21 protein-coding genes are annotated in these 20,755 nt (G+C 66.5%); 10 read left to right on the forward strand and 11 right to left on the reverse strand.

The window, feature by feature from the left end:
- Positions 1–115: 115 nt before the first annotated feature.
- Positions 116–502, reverse strand: a complete 387-nt coding sequence (locus EXE63_RS06185; RefSeq protein WP_234904384.1) for a pyridoxamine 5'-phosphate oxidase family protein — start codon at positions 500–502, stop codon at positions 116–118.
- A gap of 364 nt (positions 503–866) precedes the next feature.
- Between EXE63_RS06185 and arcD the strand changes: the two genes are divergently transcribed.
- The 4 genes from arcD to arcC are packed head-to-tail and all read left to right on the forward strand — an operon-like array spanning position 867 to position 5,545.
- A complete protein-coding gene (arcD, locus tag EXE63_RS06190) occupies positions 867–2,345 on the forward strand; it encodes an arginine-ornithine antiporter (protein WP_168141246.1) in 1,479 nt (492 codons plus the stop codon).
- Between the two features lie 56 nt (positions 2,346–2,401).
- Positions 2,402–3,601 carry an arginine deiminase gene (locus EXE63_RS06195; protein WP_234904543.1) on the forward strand — a complete coding sequence of 400 codons (1,200 nt, stop codon included), beginning with the start codon at positions 2,402–2,404 and terminating at the stop codon, positions 3,599–3,601.
- Between the two features lie 25 nt (positions 3,602–3,626).
- Entirely contained in the window at positions 3,627–4,631 is a 1,005-nt protein-coding gene (locus EXE63_RS06200; protein ID WP_168141248.1) for an ornithine carbamoyltransferase, read from the forward strand.
- A 2-nt stretch (positions 4,632–4,633) separates the two neighbouring features.
- Positions 4,634–5,545: a carbamate kinase gene (gene arcC / locus EXE63_RS06205; protein ID WP_168141249.1), complete on the forward strand. Its 912-nt coding sequence runs from the start codon at positions 4,634–4,636 to the stop codon at positions 5,543–5,545.
- 20 nt (positions 5,546–5,565) lie between these two features.
- Here the strand turns inward: arcC and EXE63_RS06210 are convergent, their stop codons facing one another.
- Together EXE63_RS06210 and EXE63_RS06215 are read right to left on the reverse strand one after the other, a co-directional pair.
- A complete protein-coding gene (locus EXE63_RS06210; protein ID WP_168141250.1) occupies positions 5,566–6,765 on the reverse strand; it encodes an NAD(P)/FAD-dependent oxidoreductase in 1,200 nt (399 codons plus the stop codon).
- Positions 6,766–6,777: 12 nt separating this feature from the next.
- A complete protein-coding gene (locus EXE63_RS06215; protein ID WP_168141251.1) occupies positions 6,778–8,157 on the reverse strand; it encodes an MBL fold metallo-hydrolase in 1,380 nt (459 codons plus the stop codon).
- 205 nt (positions 8,158–8,362) lie between these two features.
- Here EXE63_RS06215 and EXE63_RS06220 point away from each other — a divergent pair, with 205 nt between their 5' ends.
- Genes EXE63_RS06220 through EXE63_RS06240 form a run of 5 tightly spaced genes read left to right on the forward strand, consistent with a single transcriptional unit; the run spans position 8,363 to position 11,961 of the window.
- On the forward strand, positions 8,363–8,932 hold the full coding sequence (locus tag EXE63_RS06220; protein ID WP_168141252.1) for a rhodanese-like domain-containing protein: 570 nt from the start codon (positions 8,363–8,365) through the stop codon (positions 8,930–8,932).
- Positions 8,933–8,947: 15 nt separating this feature from the next.
- The gene (locus EXE63_RS06225) at positions 8,948–9,826 is read left to right on the forward strand and encodes a sulfite exporter TauE/SafE family protein (RefSeq protein WP_168145431.1); all 879 of its coding nucleotides are present in this window, start codon (positions 8,948–8,950) and stop codon (positions 9,824–9,826) included.
- A gap of 59 nt (positions 9,827–9,885) precedes the next feature.
- Positions 9,886–10,155 (forward strand): metal-sensitive transcriptional regulator, encoded by a 270-nt coding sequence (locus EXE63_RS06230; RefSeq protein WP_168141253.1) that lies wholly within the window; start codon positions 9,886–9,888, stop codon positions 10,153–10,155.
- A gap of 13 nt (positions 10,156–10,168) precedes the next feature.
- The gene (locus tag EXE63_RS06235; protein WP_168141254.1) at positions 10,169–10,579 is read left to right on the forward strand and encodes a DUF302 domain-containing protein; all 411 of its coding nucleotides are present in this window, start codon (positions 10,169–10,171) and stop codon (positions 10,577–10,579) included.
- Positions 10,576–11,961, forward strand: coding sequence for an MBL fold metallo-hydrolase (locus EXE63_RS06240; RefSeq protein ID WP_168141255.1), 1,386 nt, complete (start codon positions 10,576–10,578; stop codon positions 11,959–11,961). The genes EXE63_RS06235 and EXE63_RS06240 overlap by 4 nt, the downstream gene beginning before the upstream one ends.
- Here EXE63_RS06240 and EXE63_RS06245 read toward each other — a convergent pair.
- The 5 genes from EXE63_RS06245 to EXE63_RS06265 form a co-directional block, all read right to left on the reverse strand.
- Positions 11,958–12,305, reverse strand: a complete 348-nt coding sequence (locus EXE63_RS06245; protein WP_168141256.1) for a DUF202 domain-containing protein — start codon at positions 12,303–12,305, stop codon at positions 11,958–11,960. The genes EXE63_RS06240 and EXE63_RS06245 overlap by 4 nt on opposite strands.
- A gap of 1 nt (position 12,306) precedes the next feature.
- On the reverse strand, positions 12,307–12,687 hold the full coding sequence (locus EXE63_RS06250) for a YidH family protein (RefSeq protein WP_168141257.1): 381 nt from the start codon (positions 12,685–12,687) through the stop codon (positions 12,307–12,309).
- 36 nt (positions 12,688–12,723) lie between these two features.
- Positions 12,724–14,484: a cation:proton antiporter gene (locus tag EXE63_RS06255; RefSeq protein WP_234904385.1), complete on the reverse strand. Its 1,761-nt coding sequence runs from the start codon at positions 14,482–14,484 to the stop codon at positions 12,724–12,726.
- A gap of 90 nt (positions 14,485–14,574) precedes the next feature.
- Positions 14,575–15,147, reverse strand: a complete 573-nt coding sequence (locus tag EXE63_RS06260; RefSeq protein WP_210000325.1) for an SRPBCC family protein — start codon at positions 15,145–15,147, stop codon at positions 14,575–14,577.
- A 32-nt stretch (positions 15,148–15,179) separates the two neighbouring features.
- On the reverse strand, positions 15,180–15,593 hold the full coding sequence (locus EXE63_RS06265; RefSeq protein ID WP_168141258.1) for a hypothetical protein: 414 nt from the start codon (positions 15,591–15,593) through the stop codon (positions 15,180–15,182).
- Between the two features lie 371 nt (positions 15,594–15,964).
- On the opposite strand from EXE63_RS06265, the gene EXE63_RS06270 reads away from it, so the two are divergent.
- On the forward strand, positions 15,965–17,608 hold the full coding sequence (locus EXE63_RS06270) for a GAF domain-containing sensor histidine kinase (RefSeq protein ID WP_234904544.1): 1,644 nt from the start codon (positions 15,965–15,967) through the stop codon (positions 17,606–17,608).
- 9 nt (positions 17,609–17,617) lie between these two features.
- On the opposite strand, the gene EXE63_RS06275 is transcribed toward EXE63_RS06270, so the two are convergent.
- The 3 genes from EXE63_RS06275 to EXE63_RS06285 all read right to left on the reverse strand — a co-directional run bounded on the left by EXE63_RS06275 (position 17,618) and on the right by EXE63_RS06285 (position 20,662).
- Positions 17,618–18,610 (reverse strand): Acg family FMN-binding oxidoreductase, encoded by a 993-nt coding sequence (locus tag EXE63_RS06275; RefSeq protein WP_168141259.1) that lies wholly within the window; start codon positions 18,608–18,610, stop codon positions 17,618–17,620.
- A gap of 82 nt (positions 18,611–18,692) precedes the next feature.
- Positions 18,693–20,408, reverse strand: a complete 1,716-nt coding sequence (locus EXE63_RS06280) for a SulP family inorganic anion transporter (protein ID WP_168141260.1) — start codon at positions 20,406–20,408, stop codon at positions 18,693–18,695.
- Positions 20,405–20,662: a three-helix bundle dimerization domain-containing protein gene (locus EXE63_RS06285; RefSeq protein ID WP_168140738.1), complete on the reverse strand. Its 258-nt coding sequence runs from the start codon at positions 20,660–20,662 to the stop codon at positions 20,405–20,407. The genes EXE63_RS06280 and EXE63_RS06285 overlap by 4 nt, the downstream gene beginning before the upstream one ends.
- Positions 20,663–20,755 lie beyond the last annotated feature (93 nt).

Raw genomic sequence — 20,755 nt, forward strand, 5'->3', positions numbered from 1 at the left:
AACGCGAGATCAGGCTCCAACCGCAGCCGGGCACAGCACGTTCTTTGCTGCCGGACCCGGTCCACAGCAGGCGATCGCGCCGCGACCCGCGCCGGTTACGGAGGAAACCCACTGTTCATGAAGGTTCGGAGCCGAAGGCAAAGCGGCGGCCGACGATCCCCGTCGGCTCGATACGGATGAACCGCTGCTTCGCCGTCGCCGTCCAGGGCAGCACCTGCGCCTTCTCCGCCAGCGCGATGTCCGCGGCTGAGTCGAGCACCGCGGCGTGGCCGCGCACCACAACGCTCCAACCGCGCGCGACATCATGGTCGTCGGCTTCGAACGCCACCCACGGATTGAGCGATACCGCGGCGAGTTTCGTACCTTCTGCCGTGCGTATGAGGATGGTGCGCCGCTGAACGACGAAGTTCACCGGGAAGATATCGGGTTTCGAGTCGCTGCTCGTCACGAGTCGGCCGAGCGTCATGGCCGACAGCTGATCCCAGCACTCCGCCTCGGCCATCGAGGTGACAGGGCCGGCTTCGGAGAACTTCATCGACGGTGATCCTTCGGGTCGCGACAACACTGTGGCCGGGTCAGACCTGCGTGCTGACACAGGCCGGTCAGCCGCACTCAGCGCGGGATCACCGAGGCCCAGTCGTCGACGGCATCCCCGTGCTGCGGTCTCTCCGAGATCGTCGCGCATCCCCTGTGGACGGGACAGGGGGCTTTGGCCCCTCCCCGGGGGCCAAAGGTCACCCCGGGGCGACGGTGACCTATGACCTGGATTCGGGGACCAAAGCCTCCTACTCGCCCGCGAGCGCGGCCATAGCGTCAGATCCGGCGGGTGCACTCACGCCGTCGCGATACCAATCGGAAGGACGACGATGTCCGACACGCTCATCTCACCACCGCCGGCGACCCGTCCGCGGGGCCGCAAGACCGGCCTCGGGCTGGCATCCCTGACCGCCATCGTGGTCGGGTCGATGATCGGTAGCGGCATCTTCGCGCTGCCGTCACAGATGGCCGCCAGCGCCGCGCCCGGTCCGCTGCTCATCGGATGGACCGTCACCGGCGTCGGCATGTTGACCCTGGCGTTCGTGTTCCAGACCTTGGCCAGCCGTAAGCCGGACGTCGACGGCGGCGTCTACGGCTATGCCCGCGCCGGGTTCGGCAACTACGTCGGCTTCACATCGGCCTTCGGCTACTGGGTTTCGGCCTGGGTGGGCAACGTCGCCTACCTGGTGCTGCTGTTCTCGACGCTGGGGTACTTTTTCCCCGCCTTCGAGGGCGGCGCCACCGTTCCCGCCATCATCGGCGCCTCGGTAGTGCTGTGGATCGTGCACTTCTTGACGCTTCGCGGCGTTCAAACGGCAGCGTTCGTCAACGTCGTGGTGACCATCGCGAAGGTCGTCCCGATCCTGGTGTTCATCGCCATCGCCGCCGTCGGGTTCAAGGCGGGACTGTTCAGCGCCGACTTCTGGGGCAAGGCCACGCAGATCGATGGTGCGTCGCTCGGCGACACGATGACACAGGTCAAGAACATGATGCTGGTGACGGTCTGGGTGTTCATCGGCATCGAGGGGGCGGCCGTCTATTCACAGCGGGCCGCCAAGCGCAGGGACGTCGGGCGGGCGACTGTGCTCGGGTTCGTCGGTGTGCTGGCGCTGTTGTTGATGGTCAACCTGCTGTCGTATGGCCTGATGGCACAGGCCGACCTTGCCGGAGTTCCGGACCCGTCGATGGCCGGTGTGTTGGAGAGTCAGGTGGGCAGCTGGGGCGCTGCGTTCATCTCGGTCGGTCTGGTCATCTCGCTGCTCGGCGCCCTGATCGCGTGGGTGTTGCTGTGCGTCGAGATCCTGCGCCTGCCCGCCCATGAACACGTGATACCGAAGGCGTTGGCGCGGGAGAACGCTCACGGCGCGCCGGCGAATGCATTGTGGCTCACCAATATCTGCGTCCAGGTCCTGCTGTTGTGGACGCTGGCCAACGCAAGCACCTACACCAACCTGGTCTACCTGGCGACATCACTGATCCTGCTGCCCTACCTTTGGTCGGCGGCCTACCAGGTGCTGCTGGCCGTGCGTGGTGAGACCTACGAGAACGGTCACGGCCGCGCCAAGGATCTGGCCATCGGCGTCGTCGCCCTCGGTTACGCGGTGTGGCTGGTGTACGCGGGCGGTTGGCAGTACCTGCTCGTCGCGGCGCTGTTCTATCTCGCGGGCACCGCCCTGTACCTGTGGGCACGCCGGGAGAGCCGGCTGCCCGCGTTCACCACCCCCGAATGGGTCGTCGTCACCGTGGTGGCACTGACCTCCATTCTGGCAGCCGTCATGATGGCCACCGGCAACCTCGCGGTCCTGTGAACGCGGCCGACGCCCGGCTCGGGGTATGGTCCGAGGCCGGCAAGCTGCGCCGGGTGATGGTCTGCGCGCCCGGCCTCGCCCACCAACGCCTCACCCCGGAAAACTGCCACGAGCTGCTCTTCGACGACGTCATCTGGTTGCAGCAGGCGCGCCGCGACCACTTCGACTTCGTCGCCAAGATGGTCGACCGCGGCGTCGAGGTGCTTGAGCTCCAGGATCTGCTCGCAGAGGTGGTGGGCAAGCCGGATGCCCGCGAATGGTTATTGGACCGCAAGGTGACCGATGATCTCGTCGGACCGGGGCTCACCCACGAGATCCGGTCCTGGTTGACCGAGCTGCCTCCCGATCGGTTGGCGGAGTTCCTGATCGGCGGCGTCGCGTACCAGGACGTGGTCGACGAGGTGGACAGCAACTTTCTGTCGATGTTCAACTCGTTGGACCCGGCGGGGTTCGTCATCCGGCCGCTGCCCAATACCCAGTTCATGCGCGACAACTCCGCCTGGATCTTCGCAGGCGTGTCGCTGAACCCGATGTACTGGCCGGCGCGGCGTCAGGAGACGCTGCTCACCACCGCCGTGTACAAGTTCCACCCCGCCTTCACCGACGAGACGTTCGATGTGTGGCTGGGCGACATCGACGGGCAGCCGGTCGACCACGGACTGGGCACCCTCGAAGGTGGGGACGTCATGCCGATCGGCCGGGGCCTCGTGGTGATCGGTATGGGCGAACGCTCATCGCACCAGGCGATCAGCCAGGTGGCGCGCAACCTGTTCGCCGCCGGCGCGGCCGAGCGGGTGATCATCGCCAGCCTGCCGAAGACCCGCTCAGCCATGCATCTGGATACCGTGTTCACCTTCTGTGACCGGGATCTGGTGACAGCGTTCGCCCCCGTTGTCGACGGCATCGTGGCGATCAGTCTGCGCCCCGACGACACGTCCCCGTCAGGCCTGGACGTCCGGCGCGAACCCAAGGGCCTGATCGACACGATCGGCGACGCCGTGGGCGTGGACTTCCGGGTCGTCACCACCGCGGGCGACGTCTACGGTATCCAGCGCGAACAGTGGGATGACGGCAACAATGTCGTCGCTCTGGAGCCCGGCGTCGTCATCGGCTACGACCGCAACACGCTGACCAACACCGCACTGCGCAAGGCCGGCGTCGAGGTGGTCACGATCGACGCCAGCGAGCTGGGCCGGGGGCGCGGCGGCGGCCGATGCATGACGTGCCCGATCCAGCGCGACCCGCTCTACACCTGATCCCTGACGTAAGGACCCCTTCGACATGCCGTTCAACAACCGCAACCGCAGTCTGCTCAGCCTCGTTCACCACACCGACCGGGACCTGCACTACCTGCTCGATTTGTCCCGTGATCTCAAGCGGGCCAAGTACTCCGGCAGCCCGCGAAACAGTCTGGCGGGCAAGAACATCGCACTGATCTTCGAGAAGACGTCAACGAGAACCCGGTGCGCGTTCGAGGTCGCAGCCCACGACGAGGGTGCTCACGTGACCTACATCGATCCGACATCGTCACAGATCGGGCACAAAGAATCGATGAAGGACACCGCCCGGGTGCTCGGCCGCATGTACGACGCCATCGAATACCGCGGCAGCGCTCAGGAAACCGTCGACGAACTCGCCGAGTACGCCGGTGTCCCGGTCTTCAACGGACTCACCGACGAGTTCCACCCCACCCAGATGCTCGCCGATGTGCTGACCATGACCGAACACTGCCCGAAGCCGTTGCACGACATCGCTTACGCCTTCGTGGGCGACGGCCGCAACAACATGGCCAACTCGCTGCTGCTGGTGGGGGCCAAGCTCGGCATGGACGTGCGCATCGGCGCACCGAAGGACCTGTGGCCCAGCGATGACCATGTGGCGATGTGCCGCGAGTTCGCCAATGCGTCGGGGGCGCGGATCACCCTCACCGACGATCCGGACAAGGCGGTTCGCGGGGTCGACTTCATCCACACCGATGTGTGGGTGTCCATGGGCGAGCCGCTGGAAACGTGGGGCGAGCGGATCGACATGCTGATGCCCTTCCAGGTCAATGCCGCCCTGATGAAGGCCTCGGGGAACCCGCGGGTGAACTTCATGCACTGCCTGCCCGCCTATCACAACTGCGAGACCACGGTCGGCGCCAAGATCGCGGCGCGATATCCGTTCCTGTCCAACGGCATCGAGGTCACCGACGATGTGTTCGAGAGCCCGGCGAACATCGCCTTCGAGCAGGCCGAGAACCGAATGCACACGATAAAGGCGGTCCTCGTCTCGGCACTGGCCTGACCATGAGGATTGTGATTGCCCTGGGCGGCAACGCGTTACTGCAGCGCGGCCAGCCCATGACGGCGGAGAATCAGCGTGCCAACATCAGAGTGGCCGCCGAGCGCATTGCCGCGATCGCCCCGGGTAACGAGATCGTCGTGGCTCACGGCAACGGTCCGCAGGTCGGCCTGCTCGCGTTGCAGTCGGCCGCTTACCACGACGTCGCACCGTATCCGCTCGACGTGCTCGGCGCCCAGACCGAGGCGATGATCGGCTACGTCATCGAGCAGGAGCTGGGCAACCTCCTGCCGGACGACCAGTCACTCGCCACGCTACTCACGATGATCGAGGTCGACCGCGACGACCCCGCGTTCGCCCATCCCACCAAGCCCATCGGGCCGGTGTACGACCGGGAGACTGCCGAACGTCTGCAGGCAGCCGGCAACTGGACCATGGCACCCGACGGTGACGCGTTTCGCCGCGTGGTGGCCAGCCCGAAACCCAAGCGGATCTTCGAGATCCGGCCGATTCGCCGTCTCGTCGAACAGGGCACCATCGTGATATGTGCCGGCGGCGGCGGGATTCCGACGACGTATGACGAAAGCGGCCGGCTCTGCGGCGTCGAAGCGGTCATCGACAAGGACCTCGCGTCTGCGCTGCTGGCCGAGCAACTGGCCGCCGATCTGCTCGTCATCGCCTCCGACGTCGACGGGGTTTACACCGACTGGGGCTCCGAGAGCCAGCGGCGACTCGGCCGGGTCACACCCGAAGACATCGCCGGCCTCGACCTTCCCGCCGGGTCGATGGGACCGAAGGTCCAAGCGGCGTGCGATTTCGCACGCAACACCGGCAGGGAGGCCGTCATCGGGTCACTGGAACAGATCGCCGATATCGTTCGAGGGAACGCCGGCACACGGGTGCGCCGAACGCGTTGACGACCGCGTTCGGCGCATGGTCAGGCCAGACCCTTGAGCATCAGGTTCCAGTACATGAACGGCAGCCCGTATTTCTTGAGGTACCAATAGCTGCGGTGGGATGTGGTCGGGTCGAGCAGCGGGATCGACGGGGTCAGGTTCAGGTCGTAGTCGAACTCCGCCAGCAGCATCGAGTGCGATGACGTGACGATCGGGCACGAACCATAGCCGTCGTAGCGGGCGCCCAGTGGCCGGCCCTGCAGAAATGCCTCGATGTTGTCGACGACGACCGGCGCCTGCTTGCGGATCGCCGCGCCGGTCTTCGAGTTCGGTGACGATCCGGCGTCACCGAGGCTGAAGACATTGGGATGGCGCACATGCTGCATGGTGTGCTTGTCGATCTCGACGTACCCGTTTGCGTCGCCGGTCGACAACGCGCTCGACTTGATCCAGTCCGGAGCCGATTGGCGCGGCACGGCATGCAGCACGTCGTAGGACAGCATGGTGTCTGATCCGCTTTCCCCGACCCCGGACACCCCGACCTTGTGCGATGCCGCGTCGACCGAGGTCACCTCGGCGTTGGTGTGCACCGTGATGCCGTATCCGGCGGCGACCGTGTCCAGGTTGTCGGCGATTGCCGGGATGCCGAACAGCCGCGGCGTCGGTACCACCAGGTGGACGTCGATGTCTTTGAGTACGCCCTGCTTGCGCCAATAGTCGGCCGCGAGGTAGGCGATCTTCTGCGGCGCTCCGGCACATTTGATCGGCCCCGACGGCATCATGAACACCGCACTGCCCGAACGCATGTCGCGGATGAACTCCCAGGTACGCGGTGCGAGATCGAACCGGTAGTTCGACGACACCCCGCCCTTGCCGAGCGCATCACGCAATCCCTCGGTGCGATTCCAGTCCAGCTGGATGCCGGGACAGATCACGAGCACGTCGTAGGAGTAGACCGCGCCGTCGGCACAGGTGATCGTGTTGGCCTCCGGGTCGACGGCCGCGGCCGCGTTCCTGATCCAGGTCGCCTGCTTGGGCATCACCGAGGCCTCGGACCGTTCGGTCGTCGATGCCTTTGCCCGGCCACCGCCGACGAGCGTCCACAGTGGCTGGTAGTAGTGCTTGCTGGACGGCTCGATGACGGCGACGTCGGAATGGCCGTTGCGAAGCAGGCGCGCGGCGACCGAGATACCGGCCGTCCCGCCGCCGACGATGAGGATCTGGTGTTTGGCGGTGATCATGATGCCCTTTCCTCAGGCGTTCTGGTGTGATTCGTCCCAGGCGCCGTACCCGCCCAGGATGTCGCTGACGTCGCCAAAGCCGTTCCGGCGCAGCAGGCTTGCGGCCACCGAGGACCGGTATCCGCCTGCGCAGTACACGACCGTCGGCTTGGTGGGATCGAGCTCGCTCAACCGGCTGGGCAGCTGTCCGACCGGAATGGCGATCGCATCCGGGATGGTGCCCGCTTCGACCTCGCCGGGATTGCGCACGTCGACGACCTGCAGATCCCTCAGCTCGGCGGCGCGCTGGTCGAATGCCTTGGCCGTCAGCCGCGAGGCCACCTGAACGTCATCGCGATGGGAGAACATCACCTCGAAGGGTGCGTCGAGATATCCGATCACCCGGTCGAATCCGATCCGGGCGAGGCGGTTCTTGCCTTCGAGTTCCTGTCCCGGCTCGGTGAACAGCACGATGTCGACACCGGTGGGCAGCACCGACCCGGCGAACTCGGCGTAGCGGCCCTCCAGTCCGATGTTGATCGCCTGGCGCAGGTGTCCCAGCGCGAAGTCCTCCGGACCGCGTCCGTCGACCAGCACCGCACCGGCCGCCAGCGCTGCCAGGACCTGCTCATAGGTCATCGACGCCGGCATCTTGGTCTCATCCAGCAGCTCGCGGTCCTTGCGGTTGAGGATGGCGTCGTAGACGAAATAGCTCGGCGCGGGTGGCTGCCCCGCGGTGACCAGATCCATGAAGGTCGCCTTGTCGGGGGCCCGCAGGGCGTAGTTGGTCTCCTTCTGCTCACCCATCGTCGACCACAGGTCGGTCGACAGGTTCTTGCCGCACGCCGAGCCCGCACCGTGCGCCGGGTACACCCGGGTGGCATCGGGCAAGGTCATCAGCTTGTTGTGCAGAGAGTCGTAGAGCTTGTCGGCCAGTTCCTCACGGGTGAAGCCGATCGAGGCCAGCAGGTCCGGCCTGCCGACGTCACCGATGAAGAGCGCGTCACCGGTGAGCACGCCGTAGGGCACCTCGTCGTGCGCGTGCTCGAAGACCACGATGCTCATCGATTCCGGGGTGTGGCCGGGGGTGTGCCGGAATTCCAGCGTCACCTCGCCCAACGAATAACGCTCACCGTCGGCCACGCCCATCGACTCGAACTCGGTCTCGGCGACCGAGGAGTAGACGATCTTGGCGCCGGTGGCCTTGGCCAGTTCCAGGTGGCCGGACAGGAAGTCGGCGTGAAAATGCGTCTCGATGACGAGCTCGATCGCCATGCCCATGTCCCGCGCATCGGACAGGTACTCCGAGACATCACGCTGCGGATCGACAACCACTGCGCGACCGGTGGTTTCGTCACCGATCAGATACGACGCATGGGAGAGGCAGTCCAGGTAGTACTGGGTGAACTTCATGGCGATGGTCCCTTTCGTTCGGCGGTGGGTACGGCCATCATGGCTATACCCGTACGGGTATGTCAACTACCCCGGGGGGTATCTGATTCCCCACTTGACAATACCGGTGGGGGTATATCTACACTCATAGGTAAACATACCCCCGGTGGTATCCACGGCCTAGAGGCTTTGGTCACCGCCGGCCAGCCGGAAGGACCCCGTCACCATGACCGCACCCACCACCATCGATTCGCAGAACCTCAGCGAGCTGCTCGACTCGCCGACCCCACCGCGGGTCTTGGACGTGCGGACCCCGGGCGAGTTCGAGTCGGCGCATATCGCCGGCGCCTACAACGTCCCGCTGGACCTGCTGCGCGAACATCGCGACGAGATCATCAAGCACCTCGATGAGGACGTCGTCCTGGTCTGCCGCTCCGGACAGCGCGCCACCCAGGCAGAGGAAACGCTGCGCACCGCCGGGTTCACCAACGTGCACATCCTCGATGGCGGTATCACCGCCTGGGAGGCCAAGGGCTTCGCCGTCAACCGTGGCGCGCAGCGCTGGGACCTCGAGCGTCAGGTGCGGCTGGTCGCCGGGTCGATCGTGCTGGGCAGCGTGCTGGGCAGCATCGCCGCCCCCCGACTCAAGTGGGTGGCCGGCGCCATCGGCGGCGGACTGACCTTCGCGGCGCTGTCCAATACCTGCGCGATGGGCATGATGCTGTCCAAGCTGCCCTACAACCGCGGCGCCGCCTGCGACGCCGACACCATCGTGTCCCAACTCGTGCGCGGGTAGTGCCCGATGACCGACATGATCGTTCTCACCATCGGGCTGGCCGTGTTCGTGGGCGTCGCCCTGGGATTGCTCGGCGGCGGCGGGTCCATCCTCACCGTCCCACTGCTGGCCTACGTCGCGGGGATGGACGCCAAGCAGGCCATCGCCACGTCACTGCTGGTCGTCGGCGTCACCAGCGCGATCGGCGCGATCTCGCACGCCCGCGCCGGCAGGGTGCAGTGGCGTACCGGCTTGATCTTCGGCGCCGCCGGCATGGCCGGCGCGTACGGCGGCGGCTTGCTGTCCCGGTTCATTCCGGGCAGCGTCCTGCTGATCGGATTCGCCGTGATGATGATCGCCACCGCCATCGCCATGCTGCGGGGACGCAAGAACATCGAGGTCACCGGCGAGGCGCACCGGATGCCCGCGCCCAAGATCGTCGCCGAAGGGCTCGCCGTCGGCCTGGTGACCGGACTCGTCGGCGCGGGCGGCGGATTCCTGGTCGTACCCGCCCTTGCACTGCTCGGCGGCCTGCCGATGCCCGTCGCGGTCGGCACCTCGCTGATCGTCATCGCGATGAAATCCTTTGCCGGCCTCGGAGGCTATCTGTCCAGCGTCCAGATCGACTGGGCAGTGGCGGGCGCGGTGACCGCCGCGGCCGTGGTGGGCGCCCTGCTCGGGGCCCGTCTCACCGCAAAGGTCGACCCGGACGCGCTGCGGAAGTCCTTCGGCTGGTTCGTGCTGACGATGTCGTCGGTGATCCTCGCCCAGGAGATCCATCCCGGCGTCGGGATCGCCGCCGCGGCACTCACGGCGGTCGCGGCGGCCATGACCTTCGCCTGTACCCGGTTCGCACACTGCCCGCTGCGGCGGCTCATCGCCGCGTCGGGCTCGCGACCGGCGGCCGCATCATGACCGCGAGGAATACCCCCGCGGGTACCATGGCTGTACTGTCCGAAGAGAGGAACAACACCATGGTCGGTGACGAAGACGCAATCGCCGCAGTGCTCAACAGGCTGCGCAGGGCACAGGGACAACTCGCCGGAGTGATCTCGATGATCGAACAGGGCCGCGAATGCAAGGACGTGGTGACCCAGCTTGCGGCGGTGTCACGCGCCCTGGACAGGGCCGGCTTCAAGATCGTCGCCACCGGGATGCGGGAATGCCTTACCGGTGAGGCTCACGACGGCAAGCAGCCGATGACCGAAGCCGAACTGGAGAAATTGTTCATGGCACTCGCCTGATCAGGAGGTAGATATGGGTTACGCACTGTCGACGACGCTGCACACCACATTCGAGGATGCGGTGGAGCGGACTCGAAAGGCCTTGGCCGAACAAGGTTTCGGCATACTGACCGAGATCGACATGAAGGCGACGCTGAAAGCCAAGCTGGGCGAGGACATCGAGGACTATCTGATCCTCGGTGCCTGCAATCCCCCGCTGGCACACCGGGCGGTGACCGCCGACCGGCAGATCGGCCTGCTGCTGCCGTGCAACGTCGCGGTGCGAGCCGATACCACCGCCGGTGCCGACACGGTGATCGTCGACGCGATGGATCCCCAGGTGATGGTTGCGCTCTCCGATCAGCCCGGCGTGCGCGCGGTCGCCGACGAGGCCGCCACCAAGCTGCGGGCCGCCCTCGACTCCCTGGACGGGGACAGCCGATGACGTTGCCGCACAGCGATATCACGTCACCCTCCGAGGTCGACGTGGCCATCATCGAAACCACCGGACTGGGTGACCGCAGCTACCTGATCGGCATCGACGGCATCGCCGTCGTCATCGATCCGCAACGCGATATCGACCGCGTGCTCGACCTGGCCCGCGAGCGGGCGGTGCGGATCACCCATGTGCTCGAGACACACATCCACAACGACTATGTCACCGGCGGTCTGGAACTCGCCCGCACCGTCGATGCCCAATACGTGGTTCCGGCCGGTGATGAGGTCGGCTACCAACGCCGCGCTGTCGGCGATGGCGACGTGATCGATGTCGGGCCGATCCGGCTGCGGGTCATGCACACCCCCGGGCATACTCACCACCACGTCAGCTACGTGCTGCACGACGCCGCCGACGCGGTGCGCGCTGTGTTCACCGGCGGGTCGATGCTGCACGGCACGACCGGCCGTACCGATCTGCTGGGCTCCGAGCACACCGAAGAGCTCAGCCACGCGCAGTTCCACTCGGTGCGTCGGCTTGCGGCCGAACTGCCCGAAGACGCCCAGGTCTACCCGACGCACGGCTTCGGCAGCTTCTGCTCGGCGACCCCGGCCAGCGGCGACGCGTCGACCATTGCCGATCAGCGCCAGGACAATCCGGCACTGACCCAGGACGAGCAGAGCTATGTCGACGAGCTGATCGCCGGCCTGTCGGACTACCCGGCCTACTACGCACACATGGGCGTCATCAACGCCCGCGGTCCGGCGCCGGTGGACCTGTCGCTTCCACTGCCGGTGGACCCGGCCGAACTGCGTCGGCGCATCGACGCCGGCGAGTGGGTGGTGGACCTGCGCAACCGCACCGCCTTCGCCGCCGGGCACCTCGACGGCACCGTCGGGTTCGAGCTCTCGGATTCCTTCGCCACCTATCTGGGCTGGCTCTACTCCTGGGGATCTCCGTTGACCCTCATCGGCGACAGCGAGTCCCAGATCGCCGATGCCCGGCGCGAACTGGCACGCATCGGCGTCGACAACCTCACCGGGTCGGCCGTGGGCGAGGTACACACGCTGACCGGGGACACACCGCTACGGTCCTATCGGGTCGCAGATTTCGCCGACCTGGCCGAGGTGCTCGGCACGCGACGGCCCGCCGTGGTCGATGTCCGGCAGAGCGGCGAGTTCGACGACGGCCACATTCCCGGCGCGCTCAACATCCCGCTGCACGAAATCAGCAGGCGCATCGATGAAGTGCCCAGCGGCGACGTGTGGGTGCACTGCGCCTCCGGTTACCGATCCTCCATCGCCGCCTCGTTGATCGACGGACCCGACCGGTCTGTGGTCCTTGTCGACGACACCTTCGACCAGGCCGAGAAGCTGGGTCTCGTGAGCTAGCCCAGAATCACGGAGTACAGCAGCACGACGACAATCGCGATGGCGAAAGCGATCGTGACACCACCGATCAGCAGCACCTCGGCGCGCGGGGCAGACATGACCGTTCGTCCCGCAACCACCGGGCTGTCCCTGATGTGGTGCGATCGCCGGTAACCCAGCGCGAGGATGAGCAACGCCAGCAGCGTCGCCGTCAGCGCAAGCGCCGTCCGTCCGGGTCCCAGCAGGCCGTGTTCCCGCAGCAGCACCAGGGCGCCGCCGATCAAGAACCCGAATGCGGTTCTCTCCCAAGATAACAGGGTGCGTTCGGGTTGAAGACCGGGCTTCCACGGCTCGCGGCGGGACACCTCACCGCCCACCCGGCGGCCACACGACCAGGATCACCAGCACGGCGACGGTGACAACGAAGATCGCGCCGCCGAGCAGCAGCGGGACATACGTAGTCGGCAGATCCTCTTCGCGCCGCATCGCGGTCTGTACGCGTTGCCAGCGCCGTACCGCCAGCGCCGCCAGCAGCCCACCACCCGCGGTGAGCACCACGCTCAGACCGTGCCGCACACCCGGGATACCGAAGGACGGCACGAACTGCACCACGGCGATACCGCCGGCGATCAGCGCCAGTGCCGTGCGGATCCAGGCCAGAAAGGTGCGCTCGTTTGCCAATGTGAAGCGGTAGTCCGGTTCGGCCTCGTCATCGCGATCCGGCGAGTGATCGTGACCTGTGGACATCACGAGACCGCCCTTTCTGAACCGTCAACTCTCACGTCAGACTACATCGTCGTTGTGCGGCAGCAGGTTCCGTTCGACGATTTCGGCATGCATCGGCGGCGGCCAGGCGCATTGCCGAGACCTATCGGTCACCGTGACCTCCGGACTCTCCGACATCACCCGTCGCACCGCCGCCGTCGGTGAGCAGTTCGTGCAGCGTGTCCGATGTCGCACGCGCCGCCGTGGAAAGGGCTCGAGCACGATGTGGACCCCGGCGGTGCGCAGGCGCTCGGCATCGTGGTGGGTGTGCGCGGTGAGCGCGATGGTGCCGTCGAATCCGTGGTGGCGCAGGGCGTGTAAGAGCGTCAGGTTGACCGAAACTATCGGAATAGCGCTGATGACGTACTTCGCCTGTGCCAGCGGCAGCGCCTCGAGCAGCTGCTCGTCCTCGGCACTGCCGAATACCACGGTGAACTCGTCGCCGGAATGCGTCTTGATCTGGTGTGGATCGAAGTCCACCGCGAGCACCCGGTGGCCGGCCTCGCTCAGCCGGTGGGCCAGGTGTCCGCCGAAACGGCCCAGGCCGTAGAGGATCACGTCACAATCATCAGCGACAACGGATTTCGGATCGCGGGGCCGGCGCCTCTCGAGGCGAGCCAAACCGCTCTTGACGCGGTCGTAGATCTGTTCGGAATAGGTGATCAGATACGTCGACACGGCGATCGTGATGAGTCCCACCAGGGTGATGAGACTGACCGTGGCGTTGGTGATGTGACCGAGGCTGAGCCCCAAAGCGGCCAGGATCCACGAGAATTCCGATATCTGCCCCAGCGGTAGTCCGGCAAGGACGCTGACGCGCAACGGATAACGCATCATCGACATCACTGCGATCACGATCAACGGCTTTCCGATCAGGACCAGCGCGGCGAACACCACTGCCGGGACGATCTGTCCTGCGACATCGGTGAATTCGAGTCGGGAGCCCAGTTCGAGGAAGAAGAACAGCAGCAGGAAGTCACGCAGGCTGGCCAGCCGGGCCCCTAGGGCGTCCCGGAACGGTGTGCTCGCCAACGACACTCCGGCGAGAAAGGCACCCACTTCGGAGCTGAATCCCAACCATTCGCTCAGCGCGGCCATCGACGCCGCATACGCGACGCCGAACAACACCAGCAGGTCCGGCATTCTTGCGATGTGCGGCAGTAACCGGGGCAGCACATAGCGCATCAACAGCCACGCCGCGCCCAGCAGCCCCGCCCCTTTGAGGAGCACATCCACCACGCCGTGGCCGAGCCCGCCGCCGGTGTCCTGCCCGAAAGCGGTCAGCACGATCATCACGACCACGACCACGAGGTCCTGCACGATGAGCAGGCCGACCGCGATGCGCCCGTGTAGTTGGTCGAGTTCGCGCTTGTCCGACAACAACTTCACGATGATGATCGTCGACGAGAAGGTCAGTGCCAGGGCGATGTAGAGCGCGGTGAGGCCATCCATTCCGAATGCCAACGCCACGAGGTATCCGACCACCGCGGTGATCACCACCTGGCTCAGCCCGGTGACCACCGCCACGGGGCCGGTGCTGCGAATCATCTGCACATCGAGGCGGAGCCCGACGAGGAACAGCAACAGTGCGATGCCGAAGTCGGCCAACAGTTCTATCGTTCCGTCGGCCGACACCCATCCGGTGCCCACCGGACCGACGGCGACGCCGACCGCCAGGAACGCGACGAGTAGAGGCTGGTGCAGTCGGGCGACGACGAGCCCGGCGAGGGTGGCCAGCGCCAGCACTGCCGCGAGGATGGGGAAGGGGTGCACATCCATACTCCGGAGTCCTTTCGCCTGTCCGCTGAGATGATGCCACCGGTGACGCGGCACTGACGCGCCGCCGCCATCCCGTGCGGACGTGGCGAATCAGCGCGCTACCGGATCCGCGTCGGCGTCGGCGAATCCGCGCACTCCCACCGCCTCGGCTGCTACCCGGAATGGGGCGCTTTCTGCTCGACGCTGGACGCCACGCAACATGGCCCGTGTCACGAGAGCCCGAACGGGACCGAGCAGTTCCACGCCGACGAATTGACCGGGGTGTCGCAGACCGATGCGGTTCCGCAGCAGTACCCGGCAGCGGTCCGCACCGTGCGGAATCACGCTTACCGACCACACGGCGCCCGCGTGCAAACCCTTCGGCGTCGACTGCAACACCAGGACAGCGCCCTCGGACAGCTGGGCCACCTGCAACGGCGCGGCCAGCCATCGGCTCACGCCGGCACGATTCCGAAGGGTCCGCAACAACTCCGACCAGACCGCGTCCGCAGGTGCGTCCACCCACACGCCTTCGGTGGTCTGGACGGCCGGCGCACCCACGAGGTCATCGCCGGGCAGCCGCGAGCTGCACTCCCCCTTCGTGGTGCCCCAGTTTCGGTAGAACTGCCGCAAACCCACCAGGCCGGCGACGACCACCACCCCGTTCACGATGTACTTGACCATGTGGTCACCATGCGACGGTTCGCAGTCCTGGGCTAGGGCCGGTGGTCCTCAACCGTGAGGTGTTTCGGCCACTTACCCGCAGACGCGCCTTGGTCGTTGTGGGGACGCTCGGAACGCCGCCACCCCATGTAGCTCAGATAGAGCGAACCCACCATCAGCAACGCGTAGACAACGGGCACGACCGCCGTCGCGCTCAACATACGGTGTGCCAGCGAATCCAGCGCGGAGGGAAAGGTGAGCAGCAGGATGCCTTTTGCCAGCATCGTCCAACCCAGCAGCGAAACGATGAACGCGGTGGGGCCCCGCCATGACCGGTGAAAGGTGACGACCGCGATCCCCGCGGCCGTCACGAACACACCGGTCACCCAGGGCCACACGGCGCTGGCGGAGAACTCGGACAGAATCGGTGTCAGATCGTCGGCACGCAGCAGCACGGCGAACGACATGATGCCAAGGAGCGGTCCGAGAACCCTGGCGAAATGACGTGTATGACCGTCAGCCCGTTGCGACACGTTCATGTCGTCTCCCTCTATGAGTCACTGCGACGGGGCTGATCGGCCCATCTCAGGTAACCACCGGCCCGCCCTCGGCAGACAGGGCCAAAGGCCCTCTGCCTGGGTTTCCTTGGTCACGGCGTCGGCCATCCGGCCCGACGTTGCCACGGTTTTCCACACTGCCGCGGAACTCGAACCTGATCCCGCATCGCCGTGTTGCGGCCGCCCACAAACGCGTACCCTGACCCGCAGGGGGTGCCGTGGACATCAAAAAAGAACGATCAGCGTTCACCCGTCTGGGCAACCCCGACCTGGTCGGCGAGATACACCAGCAGCTCGACGAGTTACAGGGCGCCCGGGATCAGACCGAGAAGCTGCTGCACGTCATCATGGGCATCAGCTCCGACCTTGATCTGGACGCCACCCTCGATCGCATCACCGACGCGGCGATCACGCTGACCGGTGCGCGGTACGGCGCCTTGGGGGTGCGTGACGGCGGCGGCGCGCTGACGTCCTTCCTGCACCAGGGCATCGACCCCGCACTCGTCGAACGCATCGGGCCGCTACCGGTCGGCAAGGGCGTCCTCGGTGTCGCGCTGGCAGACATCCCTGCGCTCCGGCTCGATAATCTGTCCGATCACCCGGCGGCGGCCGGTTTCCCGGCGCACCATCCCCCGATGCACGCCTTTCTCGGGGTACCCATCATCATCCGCGGGGAGGTGTACGGAAGCCTGTACGTCACCCACGACCGTTCGGGGCCAACGTTTTCGGAGAACGACGAAGTGTCCGTCCGGGTGCTGGCCTCGGCGGCGGCGGTCGCCATCGACAACGCCCGGCTGTTCGAGCGGGTACGGGCGGCCGCCACCTGGATGCAGGCAAGCCGCGAAATCAGCACAGCCCTCCTCTCGGGCGGCCCGGGATCCGAGAACCCGCTGCGCCTGATCGCCGAACGCGCGCGCGAACTGACCGACGCCGAGCAGGCGATCGTCCTGGTGCCCGAGACCGGCGAACCGGATGACGCCCAGACATTGATCGTGTCCGCGGCGGTCGGGTTGCACGCCGAGAAAGTCATCGGACAGCGTGTCCCCGTCGATTCGTCGACCAGCGGCAGCGTGTTCCGCTCGGAACTGCCGGTCATCACCGAGTCGTTCCTGCACCCGATCCGCTCCTTCACCGATGTCGGTCAGCGGCCGGCGATCGTCATGCCGCTCACCCTCGACGACGCCGTGATCGGTGTCATCGCGATCGCCCGTCACCGGGACGCCGCACCGTTCGACCCGTCCTATCTCGACCTCGTCCGCGACTTCGCCCGGCACGCCGCGATCGCGCTGACCCTGGCGTCGTCGCGGGCACGCGAACGCGAATTGACCGTGCTCGCCGACCGCGAGCGCATCGCGCACGACCTGCACGACCACGTCATCCAGCGGTTGTTCGCCGCCGGTTTGGACGTGCAAGGCACCATCGCGCGGTCGAGGTCGCCGGAGGTCAACGATCGCCTCACCCGCACGGTCGACGAACTGCAAAGCACGATCGAGACCATCAGGTCGACGATTTTCGAACTGCAGTCACCCGCCACCAAGAACACGGACCTGCGCGTCCGACTGCAAGCGTTGATCTCCGAACTGACGGGTGACAGCGGTATCGCCACCTCGGTGCGGGTGGTGGGGCCGCTGGGCGGCGTGGCCGGCCCGGTGTGCGAGCACGCCGAGGCGGTGGCCAGTGAGGCCATCAGCAACGCGGTACGACACGCACATGCCTCGCACATCAACGTCACCGTCACGGTGGACGACGAGTTCACCGTGGAGATCGTCGACGACGGCGACGGCATACCCGAAGACAACGTGCGCCACAGCGGCCTTGCCAACATGCAGCGGCGGGCACAACAGCTCGGCGGGGAATGCACCATTCTCACCGCGCCCGGCTCCGGCACCACGGTGCGCTGGACCGTACCGGTAGTGCTGGACTGACCACCCGGCCTAGGACACCGAGCCACCGTTGAGGGTGTGCACGACATCGTCGACCGGTCGCCGCGCCGTCGCGGGCAAAGGGTCGGCACCGACCGGCGCCCAACCGATGCGGAGCATCATCTGTGGATAGGCTTCGTCATCGAACACCTCGGATCGGAGCGCGGCACGAGTCTCGGCGATTTCCAGCGGCTCTGACACCGGGCAGCTGGCCAGCCCCAGCACCGTACTGGTCAGAAGCGCCACGCTGGTCGCCTCGCCGGCCCGCAACCGGCTCAGCGCATCGTCGTCCCCGGTGCCCAGCGCCAACAGCAGTCCGTGATCGTCTTCGGCCGTGGCATCGGGCGGCTGCGCCAGCGCCGGCCCGGCGAACAGCCGACCGGGTAGAGCGGCCATCGAGTCGGACTCCGGGGTGCTGCGCGCCGGCACCCCGGCAATCGACGAGTAACGACCGCTCCACGTCGTCAGCTCTGCCAGGTACTCGGCGTCGTTGGCGTGCAGCCACACCGCCTCGGCGACGATCGCCCGGATGTCGATCGTCGTCTCGACGTGGCGCAGCTGCACTCCCATCCGGGCCAACCGCACCCCGATCGTCACGACATCCGCGTGCGGCACCGGCCAGTGGCTGAAGTACCGGCGGTCGGTGCGGCGGCGCGGGATGGCGGCAGCCAATGCGATGTCCTTCTCATCCGGCTCACCGATCGTCAATTCGATGGCCGCCAGATGATCGGGCTCGGCCGCGTTCGGCAACCGGCTGACCTTGCACTGCCAGCCCAGTGCGGCGAACGCCGTGGTGGCGTGGTGCAGCGACGCGCCGCAACTGATCAGGAGGTCACGTCCATCGGGATCGGTACGTGATAGACGCCGGCCGTGGTCGGCGTACAGGTGAACGCTTCGGTCGCCCACTCGCCACTGCCAGGGCTGCGAATTGTGCACCGACGGAGCGCGGGTGGCCATCGACAGCGCCGTGCGAATCGTCGCGATGTCAGGAAAGTGCACGGTCATCTCTTTCGACGCTGCTGGTGAAACACGAAGTTGTCATCTCAATATCGCGCCGTCCTCGGGTCAGACACAGAGTCCGAAGTCCCTAAAGCTCGGGACCCGCCTGCGCGCTGCACCACCGCCGGTAGGCAGCCACCGCCGTCGGCAGGGTCATGAAGAGTCGGTCAGAATCGATCTGTTCGAGCATGCCCGCGGCGCGCAACGCCTCGCGCAGATCGTGTTTGACCCGCGCCATCGCGAAGACAATGCCCCGCCGGTCGCACTCCTGCCGGATCCCGTCCAGAGCGTCCAGAGCAGTGATGTCCACTTCGACGTTGGCCTCGGCGTTCAGGACGAACCAGCGCACCGGCGTCGGTGACCGGTCGACGGCGGCGATCGCACGCCGGCGGAAGTCATCGGCATTGGCGAAGCACAGCGGCGCGTCGTACCGGTACACCACCAATCCGGGTATCAATTCGGCCTGCGGGTAGTCGTCGACATCGTGCATGCCCGCCACGCCCGGTACCAGACCTTGCACGCTGTCGTGGGCACGGGCGATGCGCCGCATCAGTTCCAGGATCGACAGCACGACTGCCACCAGCACCCCGTTGAGCACTCCGAACACCGGCACGCAGACGGCTGTCACCACCGCGAGAAGCAGTTCGCTGCGCCGGAATCGAGCGAGCCTGCGGAATTCCGCAAGGTCCACGAGCTTGATCGCCGCGAACACGACGAGCGCCCCCAAGGCAGCGGAAGGAATCGCCGCGACCAAGCCACGGCCCCAGGTCGCGACGCCGAACACCACGACCACGATCACGAGCGAATACACCTGTGTGCGTGCACCCGCGGCCACGCCGAGTGCGGTGCGACTTCCGCTGGAACTCACCGGGAATCCCCGGGCCAGCCCCACCGCCAGATTGGCGACCCCCAGCGCGCGCAATTCGGCATTCGCATCGATGTCCTGCCCGGAGCGGGCGGCGAAGCCCCGGGCGGTCAGGACATCGTCCGAGAATGCGACGATCGCGATTCCCAGTGCGGGAACGATGAGTTCGCGCACCGTTTCCAGTGGTATCTCCGGTAGACCCGGTGCCGGTATGCCCAGGGGGATCGCGCCGACCACGTCGATGCCGTGCTGGTGCAGCGCGAAGACGGACACGATGAGCGTGGCGCCGAGGACACCGATCAGCGGCCCGGGCACCTGGGGCACAAACCGATCGAAGGCCAGCAGGAACACGAGCAGCCCGGCGCCGAGAACGGCGGTGGGCCAGTGCAGGTCGCCCATATCAGCGAGAAGTTCGCGGGCCTGCCCCAGTACGTCGGAGCGCGAGAGGTCGAGCCCGAGCAGGGTGCCCGACTGGCTCACCACCATGGCGATCGCAATCCCGGTCATGTATCCCACCAGAACCGGTTTCGACAGCAGGCCGGCCAGGAACCCGAGTCTGAGAACTCCTGCCAGGCAACAGGTCAGCCCGACCAGCAGGGTCAGCGCGGCCGCACAGGCGATGTAGCGCGCCGGGTCGCCGTCGGCGACCACCACCGCCAACGCCGAGGACGTCATCAGGGCGGTGGTCGATTCCGGACCGATCGACAGCTGCCGAGAGGAACCGAGCACGGCGTAGACGAGCAGCGCCGGCAGGGCGGTCCACAAGCCCACGGCCGGACTGAGACCGGCCAGGGTGGCGTAAGCCATGCTCTGCGGCACCAGATAGGCGGCGACACTCAACCCCGCCTGCAGATCGCCCCGGAACCAATGCCGTCGATACCCCTGCAGGTTGGCCACTCCCGGCGCCCAGTGGCGCCAGCCGGCGACGCGACTGCTCATCCGCAACTATGGGCCGAGGTCTCGGCCAGGACCAGGATTTCGCCGCGGCCATTCGCAGGGCGCCGATTGCGCTGTATCCGCATCAGGCGCATGCTGCGATTCAGCGTCAAGGGAATCAGATGCGCGGTGACCGTCGCCGTGCCCGCCAGATCCCGGTAGGCGCCGCGCACCACATCCTCGACTTCCTCCCGCGGCCGTTCCGGGAACTTGGCCTGCACCGAGGCGATGACTTCACCCAGCTCATCCCGGTCCATCGCACGAACGTGGCCCGCTGTCGGGACGACATGATTGAGCACGGTCGGCGCCCCCTCGAGCAAAACTGCTCATCGTGTGAAGCATGTGCGCAC

This window comes from Mycolicibacterium frederiksbergense, assembly GCF_012223425.1.
GTDB classification, from domain to species: Bacteria; Actinomycetota; Actinomycetes; order Mycobacteriales; family Mycobacteriaceae; genus Mycobacterium; species Mycobacterium frederiksbergense.

What these genes read in the sequence shown, in the direction of transcription:
- EXE63_RS06185 (WP_234904384.1), bottom strand. Translation starts at nt 502, where the DNA reads ATGGCCGAGGCGGAGTGCTGGGATCAGCTGTCGGCCATGACGCTCGGC.
- arcD (WP_168141246.1), top strand. Translation starts at nt 867, where the DNA reads ATGTCCGACACGCTCATCTCACCACCGCCGGCGACCCGTCCGCGGGGC.
- EXE63_RS06195 (WP_234904543.1), top strand. Translation starts at nt 2,402, where the DNA reads ATGGTCTGCGCGCCCGGCCTCGCCCACCAACGCCTCACCCCGGAAAAC.
- EXE63_RS06200 (WP_168141248.1), top strand. Translation starts at nt 3,627, where the DNA reads ATGCCGTTCAACAACCGCAACCGCAGTCTGCTCAGCCTCGTTCACCAC.
- arcC (WP_168141249.1), top strand. Translation starts at nt 4,634, where the DNA reads ATGAGGATTGTGATTGCCCTGGGCGGCAACGCGTTACTGCAGCGCGGC.
- EXE63_RS06210 (WP_168141250.1), bottom strand. Translation starts at nt 6,765, where the DNA reads ATGATCACCGCCAAACACCAGATCCTCATCGTCGGCGGCGGGACGGCC.
- EXE63_RS06215 (WP_168141251.1), bottom strand. Translation starts at nt 8,157, where the DNA reads ATGAAGTTCACCCAGTACTACCTGGACTGCCTCTCCCATGCGTCGTAT.
- EXE63_RS06220 (WP_168141252.1), top strand. Translation starts at nt 8,363, where the DNA reads ATGACCGCACCCACCACCATCGATTCGCAGAACCTCAGCGAGCTGCTC.
- EXE63_RS06225 (WP_168145431.1), top strand. Translation starts at nt 8,948, where the DNA reads ATGATCGTTCTCACCATCGGGCTGGCCGTGTTCGTGGGCGTCGCCCTG.
- EXE63_RS06230 (WP_168141253.1), top strand. Translation starts at nt 9,886, where the DNA reads ATGGTCGGTGACGAAGACGCAATCGCCGCAGTGCTCAACAGGCTGCGC.
- EXE63_RS06235 (WP_168141254.1), top strand. Translation starts at nt 10,169, where the DNA reads ATGGGTTACGCACTGTCGACGACGCTGCACACCACATTCGAGGATGCG.
- EXE63_RS06240 (WP_168141255.1), top strand. Translation starts at nt 10,576, where the DNA reads ATGACGTTGCCGCACAGCGATATCACGTCACCCTCCGAGGTCGACGTG.
- EXE63_RS06250 (WP_168141257.1), bottom strand. Translation starts at nt 12,687, where the DNA reads ATGTCCACAGGTCACGATCACTCGCCGGATCGCGATGACGAGGCCGAA.
- EXE63_RS06255 (WP_234904385.1), bottom strand. Translation starts at nt 14,484, where the DNA reads ATGGATGTGCACCCCTTCCCCATCCTCGCGGCAGTGCTGGCGCTGGCC.
- EXE63_RS06260 (WP_210000325.1), bottom strand. Translation starts at nt 15,147, where the DNA reads ATGGTCAAGTACATCGTGAACGGGGTGGTGGTCGTCGCCGGCCTGGTG.
- EXE63_RS06265 (WP_168141258.1), bottom strand. Translation starts at nt 15,593, where the DNA reads ATGTCGTTCGCCGTGCTGCTGCGTGCCGACGATCTGACACCGATTCTG.
- EXE63_RS06275 (WP_168141259.1), bottom strand. Translation starts at nt 18,610, where the DNA reads ATGACCGTGCACTTTCCTGACATCGCGACGATTCGCACGGCGCTGTCG.
- EXE63_RS06280 (WP_168141260.1), bottom strand. Translation starts at nt 20,408, where the DNA reads ATGAGCAGTCGCGTCGCCGGCTGGCGCCACTGGGCGCCGGGAGTGGCC.
- EXE63_RS06285 (WP_168140738.1), bottom strand. Translation starts at nt 20,662, where the DNA reads ATGGACCGGGATGAGCTGGGTGAAGTCATCGCCTCGGTGCAGGCCAAG.